Raw genomic sequence first — 25,057 nt, forward strand, 5'->3', positions numbered from 1 at the left:
CTCTGACACGATGGACAGCGCTATGGACTGGCAGCAGACTCTCGAGGACACGGTCCCGTCGGCGTTCGTCACCGAGCGCCAGCTCCTCTCGGTCATCGGCAAGCCGCCCGCCACCGGAGCCTGGCGCGACGGCGACCACCCGGGCGGGCGCCGCTTCGTCGACCTCGGCCCGTTCGACTTCGAGGCGGGCGGCCACCTCCCCCACGCCCGCATCGCCTACGAGAGCTGGGGCGCGCTGAACGAGCGCCGCGACAACGCCGTCCTCGTCCTGCACGCGCTGACCGGCGACTCCCACCTGCTCGGCCGCGGCGATCCCGGCCACGCGACGGACGGCTGGTGGTCGGGACTCGTCGGCCCCGGCCTCGTGATCGACACCGACCGCTTCTTCGTGGTCGCCCCGAACATGCTCGGCGGCTGCCAGGGCTCCACCGGGCCCGCGTCCCTCGCCCCCGACGGCCACGAGTGGGGTGCACGGTTCCCGTACACGAGCATCCGCGACCAGGTGCGGGCGCAGGCGCAGTTCAGCGACCTGCTCGGCGTCGAGCGCTGGCACACCGTCATCGGCGGCTCGATGGGCGGGATGCAGGCGCTGGAATGGGGGATCGACCACGCGGAGCGGGTCGCGCGCCTCGCGGTCCTGGCCGCTCCCCCGCGGGCCACGGCCGACCAGATCGCCCTCAACTTCGTGCAGCTCGAGGCGATCCGCAACGACGCGGCCTTCGCGGGCGGCGCCTACTACGACGCCGGCGACGGCCAGGGCCCGTACCACGGCCTCGCGCTCGCCCGCCGGATGGCTCTGCTCAACTACCGCAGCCCCTCCGAGCTCAACGACCGCTTCGAGCGGAGCTGGCAGTCGGGGCTCAGCCCGCTCGGCGGCGGCGGCCGCTTCGCGGTGGAGTCCTACCTCGACTTCCACGGCAACAAGTTCACCCGCCGCTTCGACGCGAACAGCTACATCACGCTGGTCGAGGCGATGAACTCGCACGACGTCGGCCGCGGCCGGGGCGGCGAGGCGGCGGCCCTCTCCCGGATCACCAGCCCGACCCTCGTCCTCGGCATCGACAGCGATCGGCTCTTCCCGGTCGAGGGGCAGCGGATCATCGCGGCGCACGCTCCGGGCGCCCTGGACGGCGAGGAGGTCGCGGTGATCACCTCGACGTTCGGCCACGACGGGTTCCTCATCGAGGACGACGCGGTCGGCGCGCACCTCGCCCGGCTGCTGGCGCATCCCGCGACGGCCTGACCCGCCCGACTCCGGCGCGGTTCGACGCCCCGAACCGCGCCCACCGGCCCGGCCAGTGGCTATCGTGAGACGGGGGCCAGCCCCGCGCCACGACCGGAGGGGGCCAGAGCGTGCCGATGATCCGCAGCGCCCGCGAGCGCGACCGGCTGCTGCGCCACTCCGCGTGCGGGATCGGCCTGCTCACGGAGGCGGGGGCGCTCGGCATGGCCCTCATCCCCGGGACGCTCCAGCCCGCCGCCGTGCCGTTCGCCGTCGCGCTGCTCCTGGGCATGATGGCCGCCCACGTCGAGCTCGCCCGGACGGGGCGCCGCAGCCGCGTGATCGCCGTGGCCGTCGGCGGCCTGCTGCTGGGCTGGGGCCTCGCGCTGGGGCTCGCTCCGGGCGCCGACTTCGCCGGGTTCGTCCTCGTCAACACCGCGAACGCCGTGACCGCGAGCATCGCCGTGGTCGTGACGACGTCCGCGCGCCGTCTGCTCCTGCTGCTGCCGGTGCTCCTCCCGAGCCTGATCCCGTCGGTGCTCGTCTCGAGCGGCACCATGATCCCCACCGTGGTCGTCCAGAGCCTGCTGCCCTGGGGCACGCTCTGCGGCTTCGCCCTCTGGATCAGCACCGCGGTCCCGCGAGTGGTGCGGCGGATCGACAGCATCGGCAACGCGCACCGCGTGGAGCGCCTGGCCAGCGAGACGGAGGCGCAGCGCCGGCAGGGCGCGCGGCTCCTGCACGACACGGTGCTGGCCACCCTCACGCTCCTCGCGCACTCGGGCCGCGGAGTGTCGGTCGAGGCGCTCCGGCAGCAGGCGGCCCAGGACGCGCAGCTCCTGCGCCAGCTCCGGCTCGGCGGGACCCCCACGCCGAGCGCGTCCGGCTCGTACCAGCTGACCAGCGTCACCTCCGCCCCCGCGGCCAACACCCTCGAGACCGTCCGCAACCGCTTCGGCCGGATGGGGCTCGACGTGATCTGGCACGGCTCCGGCCAGGTGGCTCTCACCGGCGCGGCTCTCGACTCCTTCGTGCTCGCGCTGGCGGAGTGCCTCGAGAACGTGCGCCGCCACTCCGGCGTCGCCTCGGCCGACGTGACGATCACCGAGGACGAGACGACCGTCCGCGCGATGGTCACGGACGCGGGCGCGGGCTTCGACATCGCGACCGTCCCCGACACGAAACTCGGCTTCAAGGAGTCGGTGATCGCCCGGCTCGGCGACGTCGGCGGCCGCACCCGCCTGTTCAGCGCCCCCGGATCGGGGACGACCGTGGTGCTGGAGGTCCCCAAGTGAGCCCCGGACCCGAGTCGCGGGCCCCGCTGCTGGGACGCGTGACCGCCACGCACGGCCGCTCGTCCCGGTCGGCCCGCTCGGTCCGCCGCCAGCAGGAGGGGCTCGGCACCAACTACCTCGGCAGCGGGCTCAACGGCATCGCCGCCGCGATCCTCGCCTACGAGCTGCTGATCTTCCTCTCGACCTCTGCCCGCTACAGCGACCTCGCGCCCGCGGCGATCGCCTGGGTCCTCGTCGTCCTGGCCTTCGGATCCACCGTCCTCGCGATCCACCTCGGCGGACGCCGCCTGCCGCTCCCGGTCTACCTCTGCTTCCTCGTCGCCGTCGGAGCCGCCGTCGTGCTCGACCTGGTGGCCGTGACCGACTCCGGCGCGGCCCGCACCGTCCCCACCGCCGCGGTCGCGGGCGCCGTCGCGCACGCCGCCCTGATCGTCCACCGGCGCGGGATCGAGATCCTCGCGGTGAGCGCCCTCGTCGCGATCGCCGAGGTGATCGCGTTCCTCTCGATGGAGTCGGGCGGAGCGGGCGCGCTCTCGGTGCGCATCAGCGCCCTCGTGGTGACGATCGCGCCGGCCGTCGTCGTGGTCGTGATGATGCGCGGGTTCCGCCGGATGGTCCAGCTCGAGATCGACCGCGCCCTCGTGCAGAGCACCACGCTCGGCCCGCGGTACGCGGTCGGGATGCTCGCCTCGGAGGAGCTCGCACGGCTCGACCTCGCCGCCGAGCGCCTCCTCGCCGAGGTGGGCGACGGCTCGGTCCGGCTGCCCCTCGACGCGCAGCGCGCCGCCCACGCGACCTCGCTCGCCACCCAGCTCCGCCTCCACCTCATCGAGGGGCGGCGCGAGACCTGGCTGCACCACGCCGTGCTCGAGTCCGAGCTGCTCGCACCGCTCGTCGAGCTCGACGACCCGGACGGCACCGCCGGACTCCTCGGACACCAGCAGCGCGACGGGCTCCTCTCGGCCATCTGGCTGATCGCCGACAGCGCGACCGGGCTCGCCGTGGTCCTCCACGTCGAATCGGGCAGCCCCCGCGACCCCGGAGCCGCGACGTCCGCCCGAGGGCTGCTCGTGCCGATCACGCTCCACTCCTCAGGCGCGCCCTTGCGCGGCGTCGATCCTGCGACGTGGGAGGCTATCGCTCAGGTCGGCGTCTTCCGCGACACCTCGCGCGACGGGGAGCTCCGGATCGAGATCGACTGCCTGGTCGAGAATCCCGCCGACCGGTGAGCAGCCGCCGAGAGACCGCCGACGACCGCCGACCGAAGGACACCGATGACACCCACCGCTGACGCGAAGATCACTCTCGCGGTCGTGGACGACCACAAGATGCTCCTCGGGGCGCTCACGGAGTGGATCCGCGGAGCCGCCTCCGACATCCAGCTGGTGGCCGCGGTCGCCTCCTGGCCCGAGCTGCTCACGCACCCCGAGTTCCCCGTCGACGTCGTCCTCCTCGACCTCGACCTCAAGGACAACATCCCGATCTCGGTGAAGCTCTCGACCCTCAAGACCACCGGCGTGAAGACCGTGCTGATGAGCACCTACTCCGAGCCCGCCGTGGTCCGCGAGGCGCTCGCCTCCGGAGCCCTCGGCTACCTGGTGAAGACCGAGGACGCGGACATGATCGTCGAGGCGATCCGCGCGGCCAAGGACGGCCACTCCTACATCTCCCACGAGCTCGACATGGCGCTCTCCACCGGCGACTCCGACGGAGCCCCGAAGCTCAGCGCGCAGGAGCGCCGTGTGATGGCCCTCTACGGCGGCGGCGAGCCGGTGAAATCGGTCGCGTTCGAGCTGGGCATCTCGGAGGAGACGGCGAAGTCGTACCTCAAGCGGATCCGCGAGAAGTACCGCGTCGTCGGCATCGACGTCGGCACGAAGGTGGCTCTGCGCAAGCGCGCCATCCACGACGGGATCCTCATCGAGACGGACTGAGTCGTCTTCCGCGGCGGTCCCTGCCCGCCGCGGCGCGGTCGGCTCCACGACGTGGTGCGTTCCGCAGAGCGGGGTGCGTCGCCCGGCATCGATCCGCTGGCACGCGGATCGCTGTCAGCGGGCTCTGCGAGGGCGCGGCGGTCCCTGCCCGCCGCAGCGCGGTCGGCTCCACGACGTGGTGCGTTCCGCAGAGCGGGGTGCGTCGCCCGGCAGTGATCCGCTGGCACGCGGGCTGCGTCGTCTTCCGCGGCGGTCCCCGCCCGCCGCGGCGCGGTCGGCTCCACGACGTGGTGCGTTCCGCAGAGCGAGGGACGTCGCCCGGCATCGATCCGCTCGAACGCGGATCGCTGTCGGCGGGCTCTACGAGGGCGCTGGGCACGCACCCTCCTGCCGTCGCGCAGGGGAGAGCGCGCCTTTCGATCATGCCGGTCGAGTAGCCGCGGGACGCGGCGTATCGAGACCCCGGACCACGTCCGTCAGGGGCCGAGGACGGCGACCGTCATGCCGGGGGCGACGGCGGGGGCGTCCATCGCGGCGAGGGCGGCGGGCAGGTCCTCGAAGGCGATGGTGCGGCCGACGGAGTCGGCCGGGCGCAGACGGCCGGCGACGATGTCGTCGAGGAGGGCGGTGTAGCCGCTCCGGGCGATACCGTGGCTGCCCAGCAGCTCCAGCTCCTGGGCGATGACCCGCCCGAGCGGGATCGCCGGTGCCGCGTCGGGGCCGAGGAGCAGACCCACCTGCACGTGCCGGCCCCGCGGACGCAGGGCGGCGATCGACGCCTCCGCCGTGACCCTGCTGCCGACGGCGTCGATCGCCAGATGCGCTCCTCCTCCGGTCGCCGCTCGGATCGCCTCGGCGGCGCCCTCGCCTCCGAGGACCGTCACCGCCCCGAGCGCGGCCGCGGCCTCCCGCGCCGGAGCGGAGACGTCCGACGCCACCACCCGGGCTCCGGCCGCGAGCGCGACGATCACCGCGGAGAGGCCCACCCCGCCGCAGCCCAGCACCGCGACCCACTCCCCCGGGGCGACCCGGCCGCGCTCGTGCAGGGCGTGGTACGCGGTCCCGAACCGGCAGCCGAGGCCGGCCGCCTCGACGAAGCCGACGGAGTCGGGCAGGCGCACCAGGTTCAGGTCCGCACCCGGCACGACCACCGCCTCGGCGAACGACCCGTCGAGCGTGAACCCCGGCTGCTGCTGGCGGAGGCACACCTGCGTCGCCCCCTCCCGGCACTGCTCGCAGTCGCCGCAGGCGAACACGAACGGCGCCGTGACCCGGTCGCCGACGTCGAAGAGCGACACCTCGCCGCCCGTCGCGATCACCGTCCCGGCGAACTCGTGCCCGGGGATCTGCGGCAGGACGACCGAGTCGTCGTGCCCCTTCCACGCGTGCCAGTCGCTCCGGCAGACCCCGGTCGCCGCGACGCGGACGACGACGCCGTCGACGGGGCAGACGGGCTCCGGGACCTCGACGATCGCGGGGAGAGCGGAGAAGGACGAGTAGCTGACGGCGCGCATGCCGCGAGTCTTCCAGAGGCCCGGGCCGCGCCGCGGCTCACAGAGCGTCGACCGGGACGCCGTCGGTGTCCGGCCGAGCCGACTCGCGGTGGACCGGGTAGACCGTGCCGCGCGCGCGGTCGATCGCGATGCTGCCGAGAGCGAGCACGATGCCCGCCGCGGTCAGGCCGACGCCGACCCAGATGGGCGACAGGTAGCCGAGTCCGGCGGCGATCGTCAGGCCGCCGAGCGCGGCGCCCACCGAGTTGCCGATGTTGAGGGCGGAGTGGTTGAGCGCGGCCGCGATCGTCTGACTGTCCCGCGCCACGTCCATCAGCCGGGTCTGGATCGCGGGCGACGCGGCCGCCGAGAAGCCCGCCGAGAGGAACGCGAACACCACCAGGCCGACGACCGACGAGGCCGACAGTGCGAGCCCGATCAGCGAGACGCCGACGCCGGCGAAGAACACCACCAGCGCCCGCCGCACGTCGCGGTCGGCGGCCCAGCCGCCGACGAGGTTGCCGACGGTCATCCCGAGGCCGATGACGACCAGGATCCACGGGACCGCGCCCAGCGGCAGACCCGTCACCTCGGTCGCGAGCGGCGAGATGTAGCTGTACATCGCGAAGAGTCCGCCGAAGCCGATGGCGCCGACGAGGAGGGTCATCCAGACCTGCAGGCGCCCGAATGCCCGCAGCTCGTTGCGAACGGTCGCCGCCGGATTCCCGGGCTGCGCGGGCACCAGCAGCTGGACGGCCACGACGGTCAGCGCGAAGAGCACCGCGACCACGAGGTAGGCGCTGCGCCAGCCGGCCACCTGCCCGACCCAGGTGATCGCGGGCACGCCGACGACGTTCGCGATCGTGAGCCCGGAGAGGACGAACGCGACTCCCTTGCCGCGCTTGCCGGGACCCATCAGGTCGGCGGCGACCAGGGAGGCGATGCCGAAATAGGCGCCGTGCGGGAGCGCGGCGACGAAGCGCGCGGCGAGGACGAGCGGGAAGCTCGGCAGCAGCGCCGAGCCGATCGTCCCGACGGTGAAGGCGACCAGGAGGGTCAGGAGGAGCCTCTTGCGCGGCCAGCGCGCCGCGGCGGCGGCGATGGTGGGGGCACCGACCACGACGCCGAGCGCGTAGGCCGAGATCAGCATCCCGGCCTGCGAGACGGCCTGCTCCTGGCTCGCGGCCCAGACCCCGGGGAGGAGGTCGGCGGCGAGCTGCGGGAGGAGCCCCATCGCGACGAACTCGGTCGAGCCGATGCCGAAGCCCCCCATCGCGAGGGCGAGCAGGGCGAGTCGGGTCCGAGCAGGCGAGAGCGTCACCGGTCAAGGCTACTCAGGATCGAGCGGATGTCGAATCGATTCGAGCCTTTCCGGGCGCGAGAGGTCGCGGCGGGAACCCGCTACTCCCCCAGCGCGTCGTTCAGCCGGGCGATCTTGCCGTCGATCTCGCCCGAGTAGCCGGGGCGGATGTCCGCCTTCAGGACGAGCGACACGCGCGTCCCGAACGCTCCGACGGCCTCCGTGGCGCGTTTGACGACGTCGAAGACCTCGTCCCACTCCCCCTCGATCTCGGTGAACATCGAGGTCGTCCGCGACGGAAGGCCACTCTCCCGGACGATGCGGACGGCGGCGGCGACCGCGTCGTGGACGGACGCGTCGGGCGCCTCGCCCCCGGACGGTGCGACCGAGAATGCGACGAGCATGGGAGCCTCCTTGACTGCGCGTGCCGCGTGCCGGCCCCGCGCCCTCCGAGCCTACGAGCCCTGGGGCGCCAGGCGGGTCTCCCCGGTCAGCGACGATGCGGGAGTCGTGACGCCGGATGCGACGACCCGCGCCGTCCCCATCCGCCACAGCTCGCGCAGCAGCCAGCCGAGCAGCACCACGAGCAGGACGTTCCGCACCGTCAGCACGAGCACCATCCACCAGTGCGACCAGAGGAGGAAGAGGTAGAGGTACGGGTAGACCACCTGGGTCAGAGCAGCGGTGACGAGCGTCAGCTTGGCGGGCCGGTCGAACGCGCCGTCGCGGCACGCGATCAGCCCGGCGATGACGGGCGGCGCGAGCCACACGATGTACTGCGGCGAGAGCACCTTGTTGGTGTCGATGAACACGACCACGAAGGTCAGCGCGAGCAGCGGGAACAGCCTGGCGGGGTCCGCCCGACGGGCGAGAGCACGGGCACCCAGCAGGGCCACGCCGAGCATGGCCAGAGCGAGCAGCGGGGTCATCAGGCTCGCGGCGGTCTCGGTGCCGGGGCCGTGCATCTCGAAGGTGTTGATGTCGGCGGCGTAGTAGACGTAGCTCCCCGATCCCGGGAGGACCGACAGCCACATCCAGGGGGTGCTCACGACGGCCTCGATCTGGAGGCCCCGATCCGTCTGATCGGTGACGAAGCTGAAGACCTGGTCCCCGCCGCCGACGAGGACGACCGCGAGCACGATGATCACGGAGGCGACGGCGGGGACGAGGATCATCCGGAGTCGTCCGCGCAGGACCAGCACGGCGGCGGCGAGGATCGCGGCAGGCCACACCTTGATCCAGGTGGCGACGGTCAGCAGGAGTGCCGCGACGCCCGGACGGGTCGCCGCCCAGAGCATCCCGGCGATGGCCGGCGGCGCGGTGAAGGCGTCGATGCGGCCGATCGCGATCGGCCCGAGGAGGACGAGGAACAGCAGCCACCAGCGCGCCGCGGCGAGGCGCGGTGCCGACCGGCCGCGCAGCAGCAGGGCGAAGGCGGCGGCGTCGGCGATCGCGACGAGGACGAGCCACATCAGGTCGTAGCCGGCCGAGCCGAAGAGCCAGGAGGCGGCGATCGGGCCCCAGGCGAGGATCGGGTAGACCCAGCCCGTGTCGATCCCGGCGATGCCGCCGCCCTCGACGGCGGTCCTCATCCACTCCTTGTAGACGATGCTGACGTCGCCCATCGGCAGACCCGGAGCGAACAGCGCCAGGAGGGAGAGCACCACGTGCACCAGCGCGAAGGCGCCCCAGAGCACGGCGACGGAGTCGCGGTTCTCGCGCAGCCGCGCGAGGGGGCGGGAGGACGCTCGAGGAGGGGAGGACGGCACCGCGTCATTGTAGAGGGGCCGCTGAACGGGACCCTGGCAGCACCTGAGCCCGCCTGAGAGCGCCGCTCCCGTCGGGCATCAGCACCCCGGCGGGAGTCGGTACCCGGCGGACCCTCAGTGCCCGCGGATCCTCAGTGCCCGCGGATCCTCAGTACCCGGCGAACGCGTCGGTGCGGATCCGCTTCGCCCCGGCACCGCGCAGGGCGCCGCGGACCGAGTCGACGAACGACGGCGACCCGGAGACGTAGCCCACCCGCCGTCCGGCGTCGGGCACCGCGTCCGCGAGCAGCTCGGCGCTCAGTCGTCCGGTCACGTGCGACCACCCTGCAGGCAGCTCGGTCGGCGCCTCCTTCGAGCAGAGCACGACCCGGGCACCCGACTCCTGCAGCAGGTCGCGGTAGGCGACGTCGGCGAGGCTCGGTGCGGCGACCACGACGACGACGTCGCGCCGCGGACCGTCGGCGAGCGAGCGCAGCTGGCTGGCGAACGGGGTGATCCCGATGCCGCCCGCCACCAGCAGCAGCGGCACGGAGGCGTCGTCCGGCAGGACGAAGTCGCCGCCGACGCTCGTCGCCCGGAGCGAGTCGCCGGGCTCCAGCGCGGCGAGGGCGCGCTTGAAGCTGCTCGCCTTCTCCGGCATCCGCAGGGCGATCGCGATCTCGCCGTCGGACGGAGCGGAGGAGACCGAGAAGGTGCGTCGGCTGCCCCGGCTGTCGGCGCGGTGCGGCAGGTCGAGCTCGAGCCACTGACCGGGCTCGAAGGTCAGCGGCGAGCGGGAGCGGAAGCGGTACTCCGCGATGCCCGGCGTCAGCACGCGGGTCGAGGCGAGCTCGAGCGTGTGCCGGCGGCGCTGGCGGAACGCGAAGGCGAAGGCGAGGGCGTTGCCGACCACGAGGCCCAGCTCCGGGGTGGCGGAGATCACGCCGACGTGGAACGGGACGCTCGCCACGAGCGCTGCGACGACCGCGATGATCAGCTGCTGCGAGCGGCGCGGCGCGAGCGTGAGCGGCTCCGTCAGCATGAAGGCGCCCGCGAAGACGAACGGGTAGGCCGTGAGGACCAGGGCCGCCGCGGCTCCGAGGTCCTGGCCGTTCTGCACTGCCTGCTGCACCGAGACTCCGCCCGCGACGAGCACGAAGACGGCGAAGACCGCCCAGCGGCGGACCCGCGCCACGATCAGGAGGGAGCCCACGACGACGAACGGCCAGATCGCGCCACTGGCGATCCACCAGGCTCCGGCGTTGAGTCCGGTGAAGCCGATGATCAGCACGGCGACCGCGGCCGGGTTGAAGAGGTGGCGGCCCCGCCAGGCGAGGACGTACTTGGACGCAGCGGCGATCGCGCCGACGAGCGCGATCACGGCGAGCCCCCGGGGATCCGCCGTCGGGAAGAGCAGGCAGGCGATCAGCAGACCGGTGACGAGCGAGGACTCCAGGTGCGCGCGGCTCCGGAACAGCCTCGCGAGGACCGCGCTGACCAGGGCCGTCGAGGCGACGGCGACCAGCGTCGTGCCGAGGATCTCGAGCGGCGTCGAGAAGATCAGGCCGGCTGCGGCGAAGCCGACGGCGACGAGCAGGAGCGCGGCGAGCGTCATCCAGACCAGCCGGTAGGTGGTGACGCGGCCGAGGGCGCGGTCGAAGGTGCCGATCATCGGAAGACCTCTCCGGGGAAGGAAGGCGAGTAGTGGAGGGTGCCGTCGCTGCGGACGCGGACGAACTCGAAGTCGAAGCGCTCGGCGAGGATCTCGGGCGGGCAGACGAACAGCGCTGTCGCGAGCCCGTCGGCGACGAGGGCCGTGTCGGCCACCGCCCAGGCGGCGACGATGCTCTCGACCGGAGCGCCGGTCCGCCCGTCGAGGACGTGGTGGAGGCCGCTGCCCCAGGCGCGGCGGTTGCTCGCCGAGCCGCAGAGCGCGCGCTCGCCGGGCACCGCCACTCCCAGTGCGCTGCTCGGGTCCCACGGGTGCTCGAGGCCGACCCGGACGGGTCCGGCTCCGATGCCCCGGAGGTCGCCGCTCGCGTCGACGAGGGCGGGCCCGGCTCCGGCGAGCTCCTCGAGGACGAGGTCGACGAGCTGGCCCTTGCCCGCAGCGCCGACGTCGACGACGGTGCCCGGCTCGACCCGCAGTCCCGCCGCCCCGCGACGGGCTGAGGCCCAGGAGGGAGCGGGGACCGCGGGTCCGCGCGGGACGAGGGTGTACGCGGAGTCGTAGCCGAGTTGCTCGAGCGGGCCGCCGACGAAGGGGGTGACCGCCCCGCCGGTCAGCTCGTCGAGGACGTCGTACAGCGCGAAGAGATCGACCGCCTCGTCGGGGAAGACGCGCTCGCCGCCGACCCGCAGCTGCGAGACGGCGGAGTCGTCGCGGAACCGCGACCAGGTGCGGTCGTACTCCGCGATCCGCGTCTCGACCCGCGCGCGGCGGGAGGGCCCGAGCCGCTCGGCGGTGTCGATCTGCCAGCCGGTGCCGATCGCGTCGAACCGCCATGCGTGGCCGAGGACCGTCGGGGCGTCAGGCCGTGGCATCGGCCTTGATGGTCTCGACGGCGTCGTTGAAGCCGCCGGAGGTGAGGGAGGACCCCGACACCTTGGAGACCTTCAGCTCGTCGAGCTGCTTGCCGACGACCTCGCCCGCGATGCCGCCCGCGAAGCGCGACTGGTACTGCTGGCCGGTGGGGTTCTCGGACTCCGGGGTCACGGTCACGTCGGTGACGACGCCGTCGGCGAGGGTCAGCGAGACGCCCACCGTCTCGTTCCCTCCGGGCGAGGTGTAGGCGCCCTCTGCCTCGTAGGTGCCGTCGGCGTAGCTGCTGCCGCTCGCGGCGGAGGACGCGGCGCCGGTGGCCTCGGGGGCGGAGCTGGTGGCGGTGCTCGGAGCGGTGGTGGTCGCCGCGTCGGCGGCGTCGCTCCCGGTCGTGGTGGTGCTGGAGCAGGCGGCGAGCGCGGCGAGGGTGCCGGCGCCGGCGAGGAGGGTCAGGGCGTAGCGGGCGGGAGTCGTGGTCTTCGCGGTCATGTCTGTTCTCCTGGTCAAGGCGGACGCGGCGGATCCGACGGTAGTGGTGCTCGCTTCGAGCAGCCGATGAGGCGGCGGTGCGGGGCCGGTGAGCCGGGCCGCGGGCGTCGCTTCCTCCAGGACAACGGCGGCGGTCCCGGTTCGGTTCAGGGCTCGTCCGACGGGCGTGTCAGCGCAGGAGTGCGGCGACCACTCCGGCCAGGTGCTCGGCGATGTCGAGCGCGGCGATCGGGCCGCCGGCGGAGGCGCTCCGTCCGGCCTCCGCGTGCAGGACGGCGGCCGCGGCGGCCAGGGGGGCGAGATCCTCCGCGGTCAGGGTCTCCCCGGCCGCCTCGGCGTCCGCGGCTCGACCGGCGAGGAGGGCGCCGAGCACCCCGCCCAGGACGTCGCCGCTGCCCGCGGTCGCCAGCCAGGGCGTGGATCCGGAGACCTCGAGCTCGACGGAGCCCGCGGCGACGTGCGTGGTCCCGCCCTTGAGGAGGACGCAGACTCCGAGGCGGTCCGCCGCCCGGCGCGCCCACTCCCCCGGGGCCTCCGCGATCGTCGCGGCGCCCGCGTCCAGGCCCGCTCGGCCGAGCACTCCGGCGAGCTCGCGGTAGTGCGGCGTGATGACGACCGGGCCGGCGGCCTCGTCGATCAGGTCGAGCGCTCCCGCGTCGAGCACCACCGGGACTCCCGAGTGCAGCTGCTCGATCAGGGTGCGACGCTCCTCGTCGCTGCGGTCCTCGGCGCTGGTGCCGGAGCCGAGGAGCCAGGCCTGCACGCGTCCCACCGCGGTCACGACCTCCGGCCGCCGGGCGAGCACCAGGCCCGAGGGCCGCTCCGGTCCGGAGTAGCGGACCATGCCGACTCCCGTCCGCACCGCCGCCTCGACGCCGAGCACCGCCGCACCCGGGTACCGCTCCGACCCGGTCGCGATCCCCAGCACTCCGCGCGTGTACTTGTCGTCGTCCTCCCGCGGCACCCTGATGCTCCGCGCCGCCTCCGCCGTCCCGACCCGCTCACCCATCCCGCCACCCTACGTCGCCCTCCGGACGCCCCGCCGCGATCCCGCCCCGTCCGCGCACTCCCTCCCGCCGTGCCGGCGCAGCCGCACCCCCCCTCCCCCGTGCTCCAGAGTGGCGCGGGTGCTGGAGGGGGCAGTCGCAAGGCGGAGGAGGAAGCGATACCGGCGGTATCGCGCCCGACGACAACGCCGCGAATGCCCCCTCCAGCGCCCGCGCCTAGCGGCGGGTGGCGTCGTCGACTTCGCCGACGAGCTCCTCGATGATGTCCTCGAGGAACAGCACTCCCGTGGCGCGGCCCTGCTCGTCGAACGCCCGCGCGAGGTGGGCGCCGGTGCGCCGCATGATCGCGAGGGCGTCCTCGAGGTCGGTGGCCTCGAAGATCGAGGCGAGCTGGCGGATGCGCTTGGCGGGGACGGGGAGGCGGAACTTGGCGCCCTCCGTGTCGCCGTCGAGGTCGAGGACGTCCTTGAGGTGGATGTAGCCCTCGGGGGTGCCGTCCTCGCCGAGGATCACGTAGCGCGAGAAGCCGTGCTTGGCGACGGCGCGCTCGACGTCGGCGGGGGTCGCTCCGCTGGGGAGGCTGACGATCCCGTCGAGGGGCAGGGCCACGTCGTGGACCTTCTTCTCGGTGAACTCGAACGCGGCGAGGAGGGTCCCGGTCGAGTCGCGGAGGGTGCCCTCGCGGGTGGACTGGTCGACGATCGTCTGCACCTCCTCGAGCGTGAAGGTGCTGTTCGCCTCGTCCTTGGGCTCCACCTGGAAGAGGCGGAGCACGCCGTTCGAGATCGCGTTGAGGGCGACGATGATCGGGCGGAGGACCCGGGCGATGGCGACGAGCGGCGGCGCCAGGAGGAGCACGGCGCGGTCGGGCATCGAGAACGAGATGTTCTTGGGGACCATCTCGCCGAGCACCACGTGCAGGAACGACACGATCAGCAGCGTGATGACGAAGGCGACGGTGCCGGAGAGCTCGTCGGGGACGCCGACGGCGTGCAGCGGTACCTCGAGCAGGTGGTGGATCGCCGGCTCGCTCACGTTGAGGATCAGCAGCGAGCAGACGGTGATGCCCAGCTGCGTGGTCGCGAGCATCAGGGTGGCGTGCTCCATCGCGGCGAGCGCGGTGATCGCGCTGCGGCGTCCGCTCTCCGCGAGGGGCTCGATCTGGGAGCGGCGCGCGGAGATGACCGCGAACTCCGCTCCGACGAAGAAGGCGTTCGCGGCGAGGAGCACCACGAGCCAGGCGATTCCGGCCCAGTCACTCATCGTCGGACTCCTTCCGGCCGCGGTGCCCGCGGGCGACGTCGGCGAGCGGGTCGGGGATCCCGTCGGGATCCGCGTCGGGGTCGGGCGTGAAGCGGAGGCGGTCGATGCGGCGGCCGTCCAGGCGCTCGACGCGCAGCGAGCCGCCCTCGACGTCGACCCGGTCGCCGACGGCGGGGAGGCGGCCGAGCTCGCTCATCACGAATCCGGCGACCGTCTCGTAGGGGCCCTCCTCGGGGATGTGCACGCCGGCGCGGTCGAGGACCTCGTCGGGGCGGAGCATGCCGGGGAAGGTGGTGGAGCCGGGGAGCTTCACGACGTCGGCCCGGGAGCGGTCGTGCTCGTCGGCGACCTCGCCGACCAGCTCCTCGACCAGGTCCTCGAGCGTGGCGACGCCCGCCGTCCCGCCGTACTCGTCGACGACGACCGCGAGCTGGAAGCCGCGTCCGCGCAGCTCCGTGAGCAGCACGTCGAGCTTCATGGTCTCGGGGACGCGGAGCGGCTCGGAGCGCAGCGCCGTGACGGGCACGTCGGACCTCTTGCCGCGGGGCACCGCGACGGCCTGCTTGACGTGCACGACTCCGACGATGTCGTCGATGTCGTCGTCCGTGATCGGGAAGCGCGAGAACCCGGTGGTGCGGGCGAGGTCGAGCACGTCCTGCGCGGTGCTCGCGCGCTCGACCGTCGACAGGCGCAGGCGCGGCGTCATCACGTCGCCCGCGGTGAGGGCGGAGAAGCGGAGGGTGCGCCCGAGCAGGTCGGCCGTGTCCTCCTCGAGCAGTCCGGCGCTGGCGGAGTGGCGCACGAGGCTCGAGAGCTCCTCGGCGCTGCGGGCGCCCGAGAGCTCCTCCTTCGGCTCGATGCCGACCAGGCGCAGCAGGGCGTTCGCGCTGCCGTTCAGCAGGGCGACGGCCGGGCGGAACACCGTCGTGAACGCGGTCTGCAGCGGCACGACGAGCTTCGCGGTCGCCCGCGGCAGGGCGAGGGCGAAGTTCTTGGGGACCAGCTCGCCGAGGATCATCGACAGCAGGGTCGCGATGACGATGGCGACCACCGTCATCACCGGCGCGAGCGCCTCCTCCGGGATTCCGAGTCCGCTGAACGGCTCCTGGAGCAGCGTCGAGAGGGCGGGCTCCATCGTGTAGCCGGTGAGCAGCGTCGTGAGGGTGATGCCCAGCTGCGCGCTCGAGAGGTGCGTGGAGGTGACGCGCAGGGCGGCGATCGTCATGCCCAGGCGCGTCTCGCCGCGGTCGCGACGGGCTTCGAGGTCGGCCCGGTCGAGGTTCACCAGCGCGAACTCGCTGGCGACGAAGACGCCGGTTCCCAGGGTCAGCAGCAGGCCGACCCCGAGGAGGAGCCACTCAGTTCCCACGGTGGGCGCCCCCGGTCACGAGAGGGAGGTGCGAGGAGGGCCGGACGGTGCGGGCCGGCGGAGCGGCGGCACCGGAGCGGCGAGCGGGAGTCCGAGGAGCACGGCAGCGAGCGGAACGGTCCGGATGCGCAGAGGGAGGGTCGTCCATTGTGGCGCCGAGTCTACCCGCCGCGGAGCCCCGTCGGGCGTGCTCCGACGCGGCGGCTCAGAGCCACTTCTTCCGCTTGAACACCGCGTAGAGCGCGAAGCCGAACAGCACCATCAGGCCCAGCGCCCAGGGGTAGCCGAGCCGCCAGTGCAGCTCCGGCATGTCGTCGAAGTTCATCCCGTAGATGCCGGCCACCAGCGTCGGAGCGAAGAGGATCGCCGCCCACGAGGAGATCTTGCGGACCACGTCGTTCTGGGCGAGCCCGGTCTCGGTCTGCCGGCGCGAGACGAGCGTCGAGTGCACCGTGAGCGCCTTGTCGAGGATCGCGCGCAGGGAGTCGACCGCCTCCGTCACGCGGATGGTGTGGTCGAGCACGTCCCGGAGGGAGCGGCGCAGCTCGATCCGCTCCGGCGAGGGCGAGGGCTCCCCCTCCACGGGCGTCGACTCCTGCAGCAGCTCGTGCAGCAGGGCGGTCAGCGGCTGCACCGAGCGCTGGAAGTGGATGACCTCGCGCGAGAGCCGGTAGATGCGCTCCGAGAGCCCGTCGTCCGAGTCGTCGCCGAAGAGCTGGTCCTCGATCTCGTCCACGTCGCCCTGGACGCCGAACACCACCGGCGCGTACTCGTCGACGACCTGGTCGAGGATCGCGTAGAGCACCGCTTCGGGCCCCCGAGCGAGGAGGGCCGGATCCTCCTCCAGCCGGCGGCGCACGCGGGCCAGGTCCGGGGAGTCGGCGTGCCGGATGGTGACCACGAAGTCGGGGCCGACGAAGACGTGCAGCTCGCCGAAGACGACGGTCTCGGCGGCGTCCGCGTAGCGCGCCGGCCGCAGCACCACGAAGAGCCCGTCGTCGTAGCGCTCGAGCTTGGCCCGCTGGTGCCCGCTCAGCGCGTCCTCGACCGCGAGCGGGTGGAGTCCGAACTCCTCGGCGACCGCCTCGACCTCCTCGCGCGTCGGGCGGTAGAGGCCGATCCAGGCCATGCCGTGCTCGTCGCGCATCAGCTCGAAGGTGTCCTCGAGCGAGTCGGGGTTCCGGATGCGGCGGCCGTCGACGTACACGGCGTTGTCGACGATGGTCATGGGCTCGGTTCTAGCACGCGGCGCCCGCTCACCAGCTGACCGGCAGCGCCTTGCCCTCCTCGTAGCCCGCCGCCGACTGCAGGCCCACGTGCGCCCGCTCGTGGAAGTCGGCCACGCTCCGGGCGCCGGCGTAGGTGAAGGACGAGCGGACCCCCGAGGTGATCATGTCGAGCAGGTCCTCGACCGAGGGCCGCAGCGGGTCGAGGTAGATGGTGGAGGAGGAGATGCCCTCGGCGAAGAGGCGCTTGCGGGCCAACTCGTAGGCGTCGAGGCGGTCGAACCGCTCCTGCACCGCCTTGGCCGAGGCCATGCCCCAGCTCTCCTTGTAGACCCGGCCGGCCGCGTCGCTGCGCAGCTCCCCCGGCGCCTCGATCGTGCCGGCGAACCAGGAGCCGATCATCACGGAGGCGGCGCCCGCGGCCAGCGCGAGGGCGACGTCGCGCGGGTAGCGCACGCCGCCGTCGGCCCAGACGTGGGCGCCCAGCTCGTGCGCGCGCTCGGCCGTCTCGAGGACGGCCGAGAACTGCGGGCGGCCGACCGCGGTCATCATCCGGGTGGTGCACATCGCGCCGGGGCCCACGCCGACCTTGAGGATGTCCGCTCCCGCGTCGACGAGGTCGTGCACCGCGTCGGCCGTGACGACGTTGCCCGCCGCGATCGGCACTCCGAGATCGAGCGCGGAGACCGTCCGCAGCGCCCGGAGCATCCCCTCCTGGTGGCCGTGCGCGGTGTCGAGGACGAGGACGTCGACGCCCGCGGAGACGAGCGCGCGCGCCTTCGCCTCGACGTCGCCGTTGATGCCGACCGCCGCCGCGACCCGCAGACGCCCGTCCGCGTCGAGCGCCGGGTCGTAGACGGTGGAGCGGAGGGCGCCGGTGCGCGACAGCGTGCCGACCAGGGCGCCGTGGTGCAGCACCGGGGCGAAGTCGAGGTCGGCGGCGACCATGAGGTCGAAGGCGGCCCGCCCGGTGGGCACGTCGTCGGCGTCGATCGAGGGGGTGGCGGAGTGCACCAGGTCGCCCAGGCGCGCGTCCGGCAGCGCGGTCGCCAGGCGCGAGGCCGGGACGCAGCCGAGGATCGCGGCGCCCTCCTCCTGCACCACGAAGCCGTGGCCGGCGACGGCGGGCAGGATGCGCAGCGCCTCCTCCACGGTCGTCGCCGGAGAGGCGGTGAGGGCGCCGGAGAAGGCGACCGGCTGGCGCTTCACCCAGCGGATCGCGGCGTCCAGCGCCTGAAGGGGCATGTCCTGCGGGAGCACGCCGAGGCCGCCCCGGCGCGCGAGCGTCGCCGCGAGGCGCTGACCGGTGACCGAGTTCATGTTGGAGGAGACGACGGGGATCGTCGCCCCGGTGCCGTCGCCCGGGGCGAGCGAGACGTCGAGGCGGCTCGTCACCGACGAGCGGCCGGGGACGAGGAAGACGTCCGAGTAGGTGAGGTCGCCTGAGGGTGTTCCGCCGGAGAAACGCATGGGGGAGACGCTACTCCGGCGCGGCCCCGGGTCGGCCGTGCAGGGAACGGGGCTAGGCTTGGCGACCGGGACGGGACCAGGCGACGGCACCGGTTCCCGCTGGTGCGAGGACGGACTCCTCCGCCGCGGTGGCAGGCGCCGAGGGATGCGACGGGCCCGTCCGGATGATCGAGGACGAATCAACGGAGAGAGTGGGCGATCGGCTGTGTCGAGCCAGTTGACCGGAGCAGGAACAGAGCAGGGCGCGGAGGACTTCGGAGCCAACGAGTGGCTCGTGGAGGAGCTGTACGAGCAGTACAGCGCCGACCGCGCCTCGGTGGACGAGTCCTGGTGGCCCATCCTGGAGCGCTACGGCGCCCAGCTCGCGAACTCCGGCAAGGACGCTCCGGCTCCGGCCGCCGCCGCGGCCCCCGCGCCCGCCCCCTCGAAGCCCGCCGCTGCCGCCGAGCGCGTCTCGTCGAGCGGCGGAGGCGCCGTGACCCATCCCGCCGCGGCCTCCTCCTCCGAGTCGACCCCCGCCTCCCGCACCACGTCGAAGCAGCCGAAGGCGCAGCCGATCCCGGCCGACGCTCCGGTGAGCAGGCCCTCCGCCGAGGAGTCGACGCCGGACGAGGACGTCGTCACCCCGCTCCGCGGCATGGCGAAGAGCCTCGCGACCAACATGGACGCCAGCCTCAGCATCCCCACCGCGACGAGCGTCCGCACGATCCCGGCGAAGCTGATGATCGACAACCGCATCGTCATCAACAACCACCTGCGCCGCACCCGCGGCGGCAAGGTCTCGTTCACGCACCTGATCGGCTGGGCGCTCATCCGCGCGCTCAAGGACTTCCCGAGCCAGAACGTGTTCTACGACGAGGTCGACGGCAAGCCCGCCGTCGTCGCCCCGGCGCACGTCAACCTCGGCATCGCGATCGACATGCCCAAGCCCGACGGCACCCGCGCGCTGCTCGTGCCGAGCATCAAGCGCGCCGACACGCTGAGCTTCACCGCCTACCTCTCGGCCTACGAGGACCTGGTCAAGCGCGCGCGCGGCAACAAGCTGGTCGCCGGCGACTTCGCGGGCACCACTCTCTCGCTGACGAACCCCGGCGGGATCGGCACGGTCCACTCCGTCCCCCGCCTGATGAAGGGCCAGGGCTGCATCATCGGCGCCGGCGCCCTCGAGTACCCGGCGGAGTTCCAGGGCGCGTCCGAGAAGACGCTGGTCGAGCTGGGCATCGGCAAGACCATCACCCTGACCTCGACCTACGACCACCGCGTCATCCAGGGCGCCGGCTCGGGCGAGTTCCTCAAGATCGTGCACGAGCTCCTGCTCGGCGGCCGCGGCTTCTACGAGGACATCTTCGCCGCGCTGCGCATCCCCTACGACCCGATCCACTGGTCCACGGACATCGCCGTCGACCTCGCCGAGCGCGTCTCCAAGACCGCCCGCGTGCAGGAGCTCATCAACTCGTTCCGCGTCCGCGGGCATCTGATGGCCGACGTCGACCCGCTGGAGTACGTGCAGCGCTCGCACCCCGACCTCGCCATCGAGAGCCACGGACTCACCTTCTGGGACCTCGACCGCGAGTTCGTCACGGACGGCTTCGGCGGCAAGCGCCAGCTCAAGCTGCGCGACATCCTCGGGATCCTCCGCGACTCGTACTGCCGCACCGTCGGCGTCGAGTACATGCACATCCAGGACCCGGAGCAGCGCGCCTGGATGCAGCAGAAGCTCGAGCGCGGCTACGAGAAGCCGGGCCACGACGAGCAGCTGCGCATCCTCGGCAAGCTCAACGAGGCCGAGGCCTTCGAGACCTTCCTGCAGACCAAGTACGTGGGCCAGAAGCGCTTCTCGCTCGAGGGCGGGGAGTCGCTCATCGCGCTGCTCGACGCCGTCCTGCAGGGTGCGGCCGACGAGCACCTCGACGAGGTCGCGATCGGCATGGCCCACCGCGGCCGCCTGAACGTGCTGACCAACATCGCCGGCAAGACCTACGGCCAGATCTTCCGCGAGTTCGAGGGCACCCAGGACCCGCGCACGGTCCAGGGCTCCGGAGACGTGAAGTACCACCTCGGCACCGAGGGCACGTTCCGCGGTGCCGCGGGCGAGGAGATCCCCGTCTACCTGGCGGCGAACCCCTCGCACCTCGAGGCCGTGAACGGCGTGCTCGAGGGCATCGTCCGCGCCAAGCAGGACCGCAAGCCCATCGGCACCTTCACCACGCTGCCGATCCTCGTCCACGGCGACGCCGCGATGGCGGGCCAGGGCGTGGTGGTCGAGACCCTGCAGATGTCGCAGCTGCGCGCGTACCGCACCGGCGGCACGATCCACATCAACATCAACAACCAGGTCGGATTCACGACTCCCCCTCACGAGGCCCGCACCTCGATCTACTCGACCGACATGGCGAAGACGATCCAGGCGCCGATCTTCCACGTGAACGGCGACGACCCCGAGGCCGTCGTGCACGTCGGCCAGCTCGCGTTCGAGTACCGCCAGCGGTTCAACCGCGACGTGGTCATCGACCTGATCTGCTACCGCCGGCGCGGGCACAACGAGGGCGACGACCCCTCGATGACCCAGCCGCTGATGTACAGCCTGATCGAGGCCAAGCGCTCGGTGCGCAAGCTGTACACCGAGGCGCTCGTCGGTCGCGGCGACATCACCGAGGAGGAGTACGACCGGGCGCACCAGGACTTCCAGGACCGCCTGGAGCGCGCCTTCGCCGAGACCCACGCGGCGCAGACGGGTGCGATCCCCGTGATCAGCGCCGACGGCGACTCCGTGGCCGACCTCGAGCTGCCCGATGCGCAGCAGGGCGAGGACTATCCGGGCGAGCCGGAGGCGACCGGAGTGAAGAACGAGGTCGTCACCCGCATCGGCGACGCGTTCACCACTCCGCCCGAGGGCTTCACCGTGCACCCCAAGCTCCAGCAGCTGCTGGCGAAGCGGCAGGAGATGAGCCGTTCCGGCTCCATCGACTGGGCCTTCGGCGAGCTGCTCGCGCTCGGCTCCCTCCTGCTCGAGGACACCCCGGTGCGCCTCGTCGGCCAGGACACGCGCCGCGGGACGTTCGTCCAGCGCCACGCGGTCCTCCACGACCGCGAGAACGGCCAGGAGTGGCTGCCGCTGATGAACCTGTCCGAGCAGCAGGCCCGGCTGTGGATCTACGACTCGCTGCTCTCGGAGTACGCGGCGATGGCGTTCGAGTACGGCTACTCGGTCGAGCGGCCCGACTCGCTCGTGCTGTGGGAGGCGCAGTTCGGCGACTTCGCGAACGGCGCCCAGATCGTGATCGACGAGTTCATCTCCTCCGCCGAGCAGAAGTGGGGCCAGCGCTCGTCGCTCGTGCTCCTGCTCCCGCACGGCTACGAGGGCCAGGGCCCCGACCACTCGTCGGCGCGGATCGAGCGCTACCTGCAGATGTGCGCGGAGCGGAACATGACCGTCGCGCGCCCGTCGACCCCGGCGTCCTACTTCCACCTGCTGCGTCGACAGGCCTACTCCCGGCCGCGCCGCCCGCTGATCGTCTTCACCCCGAAGGCGATGCTGCGCCTGCGCGGAGCCTCGAGCCCGGTCGAGGACTTCACCTCGGGCCGCTTCGAGCCGGTGATCGACGACGCGCGGATCCAGGACGCCTCCGCCGTGAAGCGCGTCCTGCTCCACGCCGGCAAGGTCCACTACGACCTCAAGGCCGAGCTCGAGAAGAAGCCCGACGACGGCATCGCGCTGGTCCGGGTCGAGCAGTACTACCCGGCGCCGATCGAGGAGCTGCGCGGCATCGCCGAGCGCTACCCGGACGCGGAGCTCGTCTGGGTGCAGGACGAGCCCGAGAACCAGGGCGCCTGGCCGTTCATGGCCCTCGAGGTCGCTCCGAAGCTGGGCCGGTCCATGCGGGTCGTCTCGCGGCCGTCCGCGGCCTCCCCCGCGGCGGGCTCGGCCAAGCGGCACGCCTCCGAGCAGGCCGACCTGCTGTCGCGGGCGCTCACCCGCTGACCCGCGGTCCTCGCGACGCGGTCGGGCCCGTCGGAACCTCGTGTTCCGGCGGGCCCGACGCGTTGCGGGGGGACCGTGCCGGACCGCAGGCCTGCGGGAGCTGCAGCAGCGCTCCCGCTGTGCGCGTCGGCGGCCAGGAGGCCGCCGGACACGACGGAGCCCCGGCCCCTCGAGGGGCCCGCGGTGCGCGGGACTCCTCGTCGGGCCGGGGCTCCCCGGGTCGTGCTGCGCCTAGAGGCGGGCGGGCGTCTGGGAGTGCGCGGCGTGCTCGTCGCGGAGCATGCCGAGAACCTGGGCGCGGAGGTCCTCCGGCGCCGTCTCCTTGCACGCGCGCTGCACGGCGACCGTCAGCACCACGCCGACCTTCGCCTCGTCGGCGCAGTCCACGCATCCCGCCATGTGCTCGCGGATGTCGGCGGAATCCTCCTTGCACAGCTCGTTGTGGAGGTACTCCTCGAGCTCGGCCTTCGCCTTCGTGCAGCCGCTGTCGGTCATTTCGTGCTCCCGGAAGTGAATGCGGCGCGGAATCCGCGCTCGCGTGCGTAGTCGGTGAGTCGTTCGCGCAGCATGCGCCGGCCGCGGTGCAGCCGGCTCATGACGGTCCCGACGGGGGTCTTCATGATGTCCGCGATCTCCTGGTAGGAGAATCCTTCGACATCGGCGAAGTAGACGGCGAGCCGGAAGTCCTCCGGGATCGCCTGGAGCGCCTCCTTCACCGCGGTGTCGGGGAGGTGGTCGATCGCCTCCGCCTCGGCCGAGCGGCTGGAGGTGGCCGTGGTCGACTCGGCGCCGCCCAGCTGCCAGTCCTCGAGCTCGTCGATCGCGCTCTGGTAGGGCTCGCGCTGCTTCTTGCGGTACGAGTTGATGAACGTGTTCGTGAGGATGCGGTAGAGCCAGGCCTTCAGGTTGGTGCCCTGCTCGAACTGGCGGAACGCGCCGAAGGCCTTGGCGAACGTCTCCTGCACGAGGTCCTGCGCGTCGGAGGGGTTCTTCGTCATCCGCAGACCGGCAGCGTAGAGCTGGTCGATGAAGGGCAGCGCCTGCTGCTCGAAGAGGGAGCGGAGATCCACGGGAGCCTCGACCGGGGCGTCGTCCAGCGACTCCTCGACGGTCTCCACGATCGTCTGCTCCGCGTCGGCGGGCTCGGGAGCCTCGTCGGCGGGGGTGGTGCGGGGTTCGTCGTCGCGAGTCATCACGAGCGATTCTAGAGCGGCGGCGCGGCGGACGACCGGGGTTGCTGCCCGAGGGCGCCTCCGGGCGACGGGCCTGCTGCTGGGGAGGACCGGGGGTGCTGCCGTCATGCTCCGCCTCCGTCACGCTCCTGACGACGCCCTGCGCGCCGACTATCCTGACAACCGATGGTCTTCTCGCGTTATTCCGCTCCCGAGTTCGATCCGTACGGCGACGCCCGTGCGCTCCCCGGCGACGACGCCTGGCCCGCACCCCTCGCGGCCGGCGCTCTCGACGCCGAGGTCGGCCTGCCCGGCTCCAAATCGCTGACCAACCGCGAGCTCGTGCTCGCGGCTCTGGCCGACGGGCCCTCCACGCTGCGGGCGCCGCTGCACTCCCGCGACAGCGCCCTGATGATCGAGGCGCTGCGCTCGCTCGGCACCACGATCCGGGAGTCGGGCTCGACCGGCGGCTTCGGCGCCGACCTGGTCGTGGAGCCCGCGGAGGAGCTGCTCGGCTCGACCACGATCGACTGCGGGCTCGCGGGCACCGTGATGCGCTTCGTCCCGCCGCTGGCCGGCCTCGCGCTCGGCCCCACCACCTTCGACGGCGACGCGTACGCGGCGAAGCGGCCGATGGGGGCGACCATCGCCTCCCTCCGCGCGCTCGGCGTCGACGTCGCCGATGACGGGCGCGGCGCGCTCCCCTTCACCGTCCACGGCTCCGGATCCGTCCGGGGCGGCGACGTCGTCGTCGACGCCTCGCGGTCGAGCCAGTTCGTCTCGGCGCTCCTGCTGGCGGGCGCCCGCTTCGACGAGGGACTCCACCTGCGCCACGAGGGCAGCGCCGTCCCCTCCCGGCCCCACATCGACATGACCGTCGCCGCGCTGGCGGCCCGGGGCGTCGAGGTCGGCACGCCCGCCGACGGCGAGTGGACCGTCGCGCCGCAGCCCATCGCCGGCGCCGACGTCCTGATCGAGCCCGACCTCTCGAACGCCGCGCCGTTCCTCGCCGCGGCCCTCGTCACGGGCGGCCGGGTCCGGCTGCGCCACTGGCCGGCCGTCACCACGCAGGTCGGGGCGCACCTCGAGCGGATCCTGCCTCTGTTCGGCGCCCGCGTCGAGCGCGACGGCGAGGACCTCGTGGTCACCGGCGGCGACGAGATCCTCGGCGTGGACCTCGACCTGTCGGAGGGCGGCGAGCTCGCCCCCGCCCTCGCCGCCCTCGCCGCACTGGCCTCCACTCCCAGCACCCTGACCGGGATCGGCCACATCCGCCACCACGAGACGGACCGCCTCGCCGCCCTCGCCGCCGAGATCACCGGCCTCGGCGGCCGGGTCACCGAGCTCGAGGACGGTCTGCGCATCGAGCCCGCCGAGCTCCACGGCGGCCGCTGGCGCACCTACTCCGACCACCGCATGGCTCACGCCGGCGCTCTGATCGGCCTCGTGGTCCCCGGAGTGGTGATCGAGGACGTCGCGACGACCGCGAAGACCCTCCCGCAGTTCCCGGAGCTGTGGACGACCCTCGCCGGATCGGTCTGACCC

At 73.0% G+C, this 25,057-nt stretch carries 20 protein-coding genes; 6 read left to right on the top strand and 14 right to left on the bottom strand.

Features of this window, described 5'->3' with window-relative positions:
- The first annotated feature begins 22 nt into the window (after positions 1 to 22).
- The 4 genes from C5D08_RS00115 to C5D08_RS00130 all read left to right on the top strand — a co-directional run bounded on the left by C5D08_RS00115 (position 23) and on the right by C5D08_RS00130 (position 4,451).
- Positions 23 to 1,243: a homoserine O-acetyltransferase gene (locus C5D08_RS00115; RefSeq protein WP_104275277.1), complete on the top strand. Its 1,221-nt coding sequence runs from the start codon at positions 23 to 25 to the stop codon at positions 1,241 to 1,243.
- A gap of 116 nt (positions 1,244 to 1,359) precedes the next feature.
- Positions 1,360 to 2,517, top strand: coding sequence for a sensor histidine kinase (locus C5D08_RS00120; protein ID WP_104275278.1), 1,158 nt, complete (start codon positions 1,360 to 1,362; stop codon positions 2,515 to 2,517).
- On the top strand, positions 2,514 to 3,746 hold the full coding sequence (locus tag C5D08_RS00125) for a hypothetical protein (RefSeq protein WP_104275279.1): 1,233 nt from the start codon (positions 2,514 to 2,516) through the stop codon (positions 3,744 to 3,746). The genes C5D08_RS00120 and C5D08_RS00125 overlap by 4 nt, the downstream gene beginning before the upstream one ends.
- 45 nt (positions 3,747 to 3,791) lie before the next feature.
- A complete protein-coding gene (locus C5D08_RS00130; protein ID WP_104224447.1) occupies positions 3,792 to 4,451 on the top strand; it encodes a response regulator in 660 nt (219 codons plus the stop codon).
- 476 nt (positions 4,452 to 4,927) lie between these two features.
- On the opposite strand, the gene C5D08_RS00135 is transcribed toward C5D08_RS00130, so the two are convergent.
- The 12 genes from C5D08_RS00135 to C5D08_RS00190 all read right to left on the bottom strand — a co-directional run bounded on the left by C5D08_RS00135 (position 4,928) and on the right by C5D08_RS00190 (position 18,358).
- A complete protein-coding gene (locus C5D08_RS00135) occupies positions 4,928 to 5,965 on the bottom strand; it encodes an alcohol dehydrogenase catalytic domain-containing protein (protein WP_104275280.1) in 1,038 nt (345 codons plus the stop codon).
- A 37-nt stretch (positions 5,966 to 6,002) separates the two neighbouring features.
- Positions 6,003 to 7,217 (bottom strand): MFS transporter, encoded by a 1,215-nt coding sequence (locus C5D08_RS00140; RefSeq protein WP_104275408.1) that lies wholly within the window; start codon positions 7,215 to 7,217, stop codon positions 6,003 to 6,005.
- Positions 7,218 to 7,345: 128 nt separating this feature from the next.
- Positions 7,346 to 7,648: a thiamine-binding protein gene (locus C5D08_RS00145; RefSeq protein WP_104224449.1), complete on the bottom strand. Its 303-nt coding sequence runs from the start codon at positions 7,646 to 7,648 to the stop codon at positions 7,346 to 7,348.
- A gap of 51 nt (positions 7,649 to 7,699) precedes the next feature.
- Positions 7,700 to 9,013 carry a glycosyltransferase 87 family protein gene (locus C5D08_RS00150; protein WP_104275281.1) on the bottom strand — a complete coding sequence of 438 codons (1,314 nt, stop codon included), beginning with the start codon at positions 9,011 to 9,013 and terminating at the stop codon, positions 7,700 to 7,702.
- Between the two features lie 148 nt (positions 9,014 to 9,161).
- Positions 9,162 to 10,664, bottom strand: coding sequence for an oxidoreductase (locus tag C5D08_RS00155; RefSeq protein WP_104275282.1), 1,503 nt, complete (start codon positions 10,662 to 10,664; stop codon positions 9,162 to 9,164).
- The gene (locus tag C5D08_RS00160) at positions 10,661 to 11,536 is read right to left on the bottom strand and encodes an FAD:protein FMN transferase (RefSeq protein ID WP_104275283.1); all 876 of its coding nucleotides are present in this window, start codon (positions 11,534 to 11,536) and stop codon (positions 10,661 to 10,663) included. Before C5D08_RS00160 ends, C5D08_RS00155 begins: the two co-directional genes overlap by 4 nt.
- Positions 11,523 to 12,023, bottom strand: coding sequence for an FMN-binding protein (locus tag C5D08_RS00165; protein ID WP_104275284.1), 501 nt, complete (start codon positions 12,021 to 12,023; stop codon positions 11,523 to 11,525). The genes C5D08_RS00160 and C5D08_RS00165 overlap by 14 nt, the downstream gene beginning before the upstream one ends.
- Before the next feature lie 169 nt (positions 12,024 to 12,192).
- Positions 12,193 to 13,032, bottom strand: coding sequence for an ADP/ATP-dependent (S)-NAD(P)H-hydrate dehydratase (locus C5D08_RS00170; RefSeq protein ID WP_104275285.1), 840 nt, complete (start codon positions 13,030 to 13,032; stop codon positions 12,193 to 12,195).
- A gap of 214 nt (positions 13,033 to 13,246) precedes the next feature.
- Positions 13,247 to 14,293, bottom strand: a complete 1,047-nt coding sequence (locus tag C5D08_RS00175) for a hemolysin family protein (RefSeq protein ID WP_104275286.1) — start codon at positions 14,291 to 14,293, stop codon at positions 13,247 to 13,249.
- On the bottom strand, positions 14,286 to 15,662 hold the full coding sequence (locus C5D08_RS00180; protein WP_104225499.1) for a hemolysin family protein: 1,377 nt from the start codon (positions 15,660 to 15,662) through the stop codon (positions 14,286 to 14,288). Before C5D08_RS00180 ends, C5D08_RS00175 begins: the two co-directional genes overlap by 8 nt.
- A gap of 205 nt (positions 15,663 to 15,867) precedes the next feature.
- Positions 15,868 to 16,890: a magnesium/cobalt transporter CorA gene (gene corA / locus C5D08_RS00185; RefSeq protein WP_104224113.1), complete on the bottom strand. Its 1,023-nt coding sequence runs from the start codon at positions 16,888 to 16,890 to the stop codon at positions 15,868 to 15,870.
- Between the two features lie 28 nt (positions 16,891 to 16,918).
- On the bottom strand, positions 16,919 to 18,358 hold the full coding sequence (locus tag C5D08_RS00190) for a GuaB1 family IMP dehydrogenase-related protein (RefSeq protein ID WP_104275287.1): 1,440 nt from the start codon (positions 18,356 to 18,358) through the stop codon (positions 16,919 to 16,921).
- A gap of 205 nt (positions 18,359 to 18,563) precedes the next feature.
- Between C5D08_RS00190 and C5D08_RS00195 the strand changes: the two genes are divergently transcribed.
- Positions 18,564 to 22,340, top strand: coding sequence for a multifunctional oxoglutarate decarboxylase/oxoglutarate dehydrogenase thiamine pyrophosphate-binding subunit/dihydrolipoyllysine-residue succinyltransferase subunit (locus C5D08_RS00195; RefSeq protein WP_181110312.1), 3,777 nt, complete (start codon positions 18,564 to 18,566; stop codon positions 22,338 to 22,340).
- A 231-nt stretch (positions 22,341 to 22,571) separates the two neighbouring features.
- Here the strand turns inward: C5D08_RS00195 and C5D08_RS00200 are convergent, their stop codons facing one another.
- Together C5D08_RS00200 and C5D08_RS00205 are read right to left on the bottom strand one after the other, a co-directional pair.
- Positions 22,572 to 22,835 carry a zf-HC2 domain-containing protein gene (locus C5D08_RS00200; protein WP_104275289.1) on the bottom strand — a complete coding sequence of 88 codons (264 nt, stop codon included), beginning with the start codon at positions 22,833 to 22,835 and terminating at the stop codon, positions 22,572 to 22,574.
- Positions 22,832 to 23,533 carry a sigma-70 family RNA polymerase sigma factor gene (locus C5D08_RS00205; protein ID WP_104224117.1) on the bottom strand — a complete coding sequence of 234 codons (702 nt, stop codon included), beginning with the start codon at positions 23,531 to 23,533 and terminating at the stop codon, positions 22,832 to 22,834. Before C5D08_RS00205 ends, C5D08_RS00200 begins: the two co-directional genes overlap by 4 nt.
- Positions 23,534 to 23,698: 165 nt before the next feature.
- Here C5D08_RS00205 and aroA point away from each other — a divergent pair, with 165 nt between their 5' ends.
- On the top strand, positions 23,699 to 25,054 hold the full coding sequence (gene aroA, locus C5D08_RS00210) for a 3-phosphoshikimate 1-carboxyvinyltransferase (RefSeq protein WP_104275290.1): 1,356 nt from the start codon (positions 23,699 to 23,701) through the stop codon (positions 25,052 to 25,054).
- The last annotated feature ends 3 nt before the right edge of the window (positions 25,055 to 25,057 follow it).

It is taken from the genome of Rathayibacter sp. AY1B6 (genome assembly GCF_002932755.1).
Lineage (GTDB): Bacteria > Actinomycetota > Actinomycetes > Actinomycetales > Microbacteriaceae > Rathayibacter.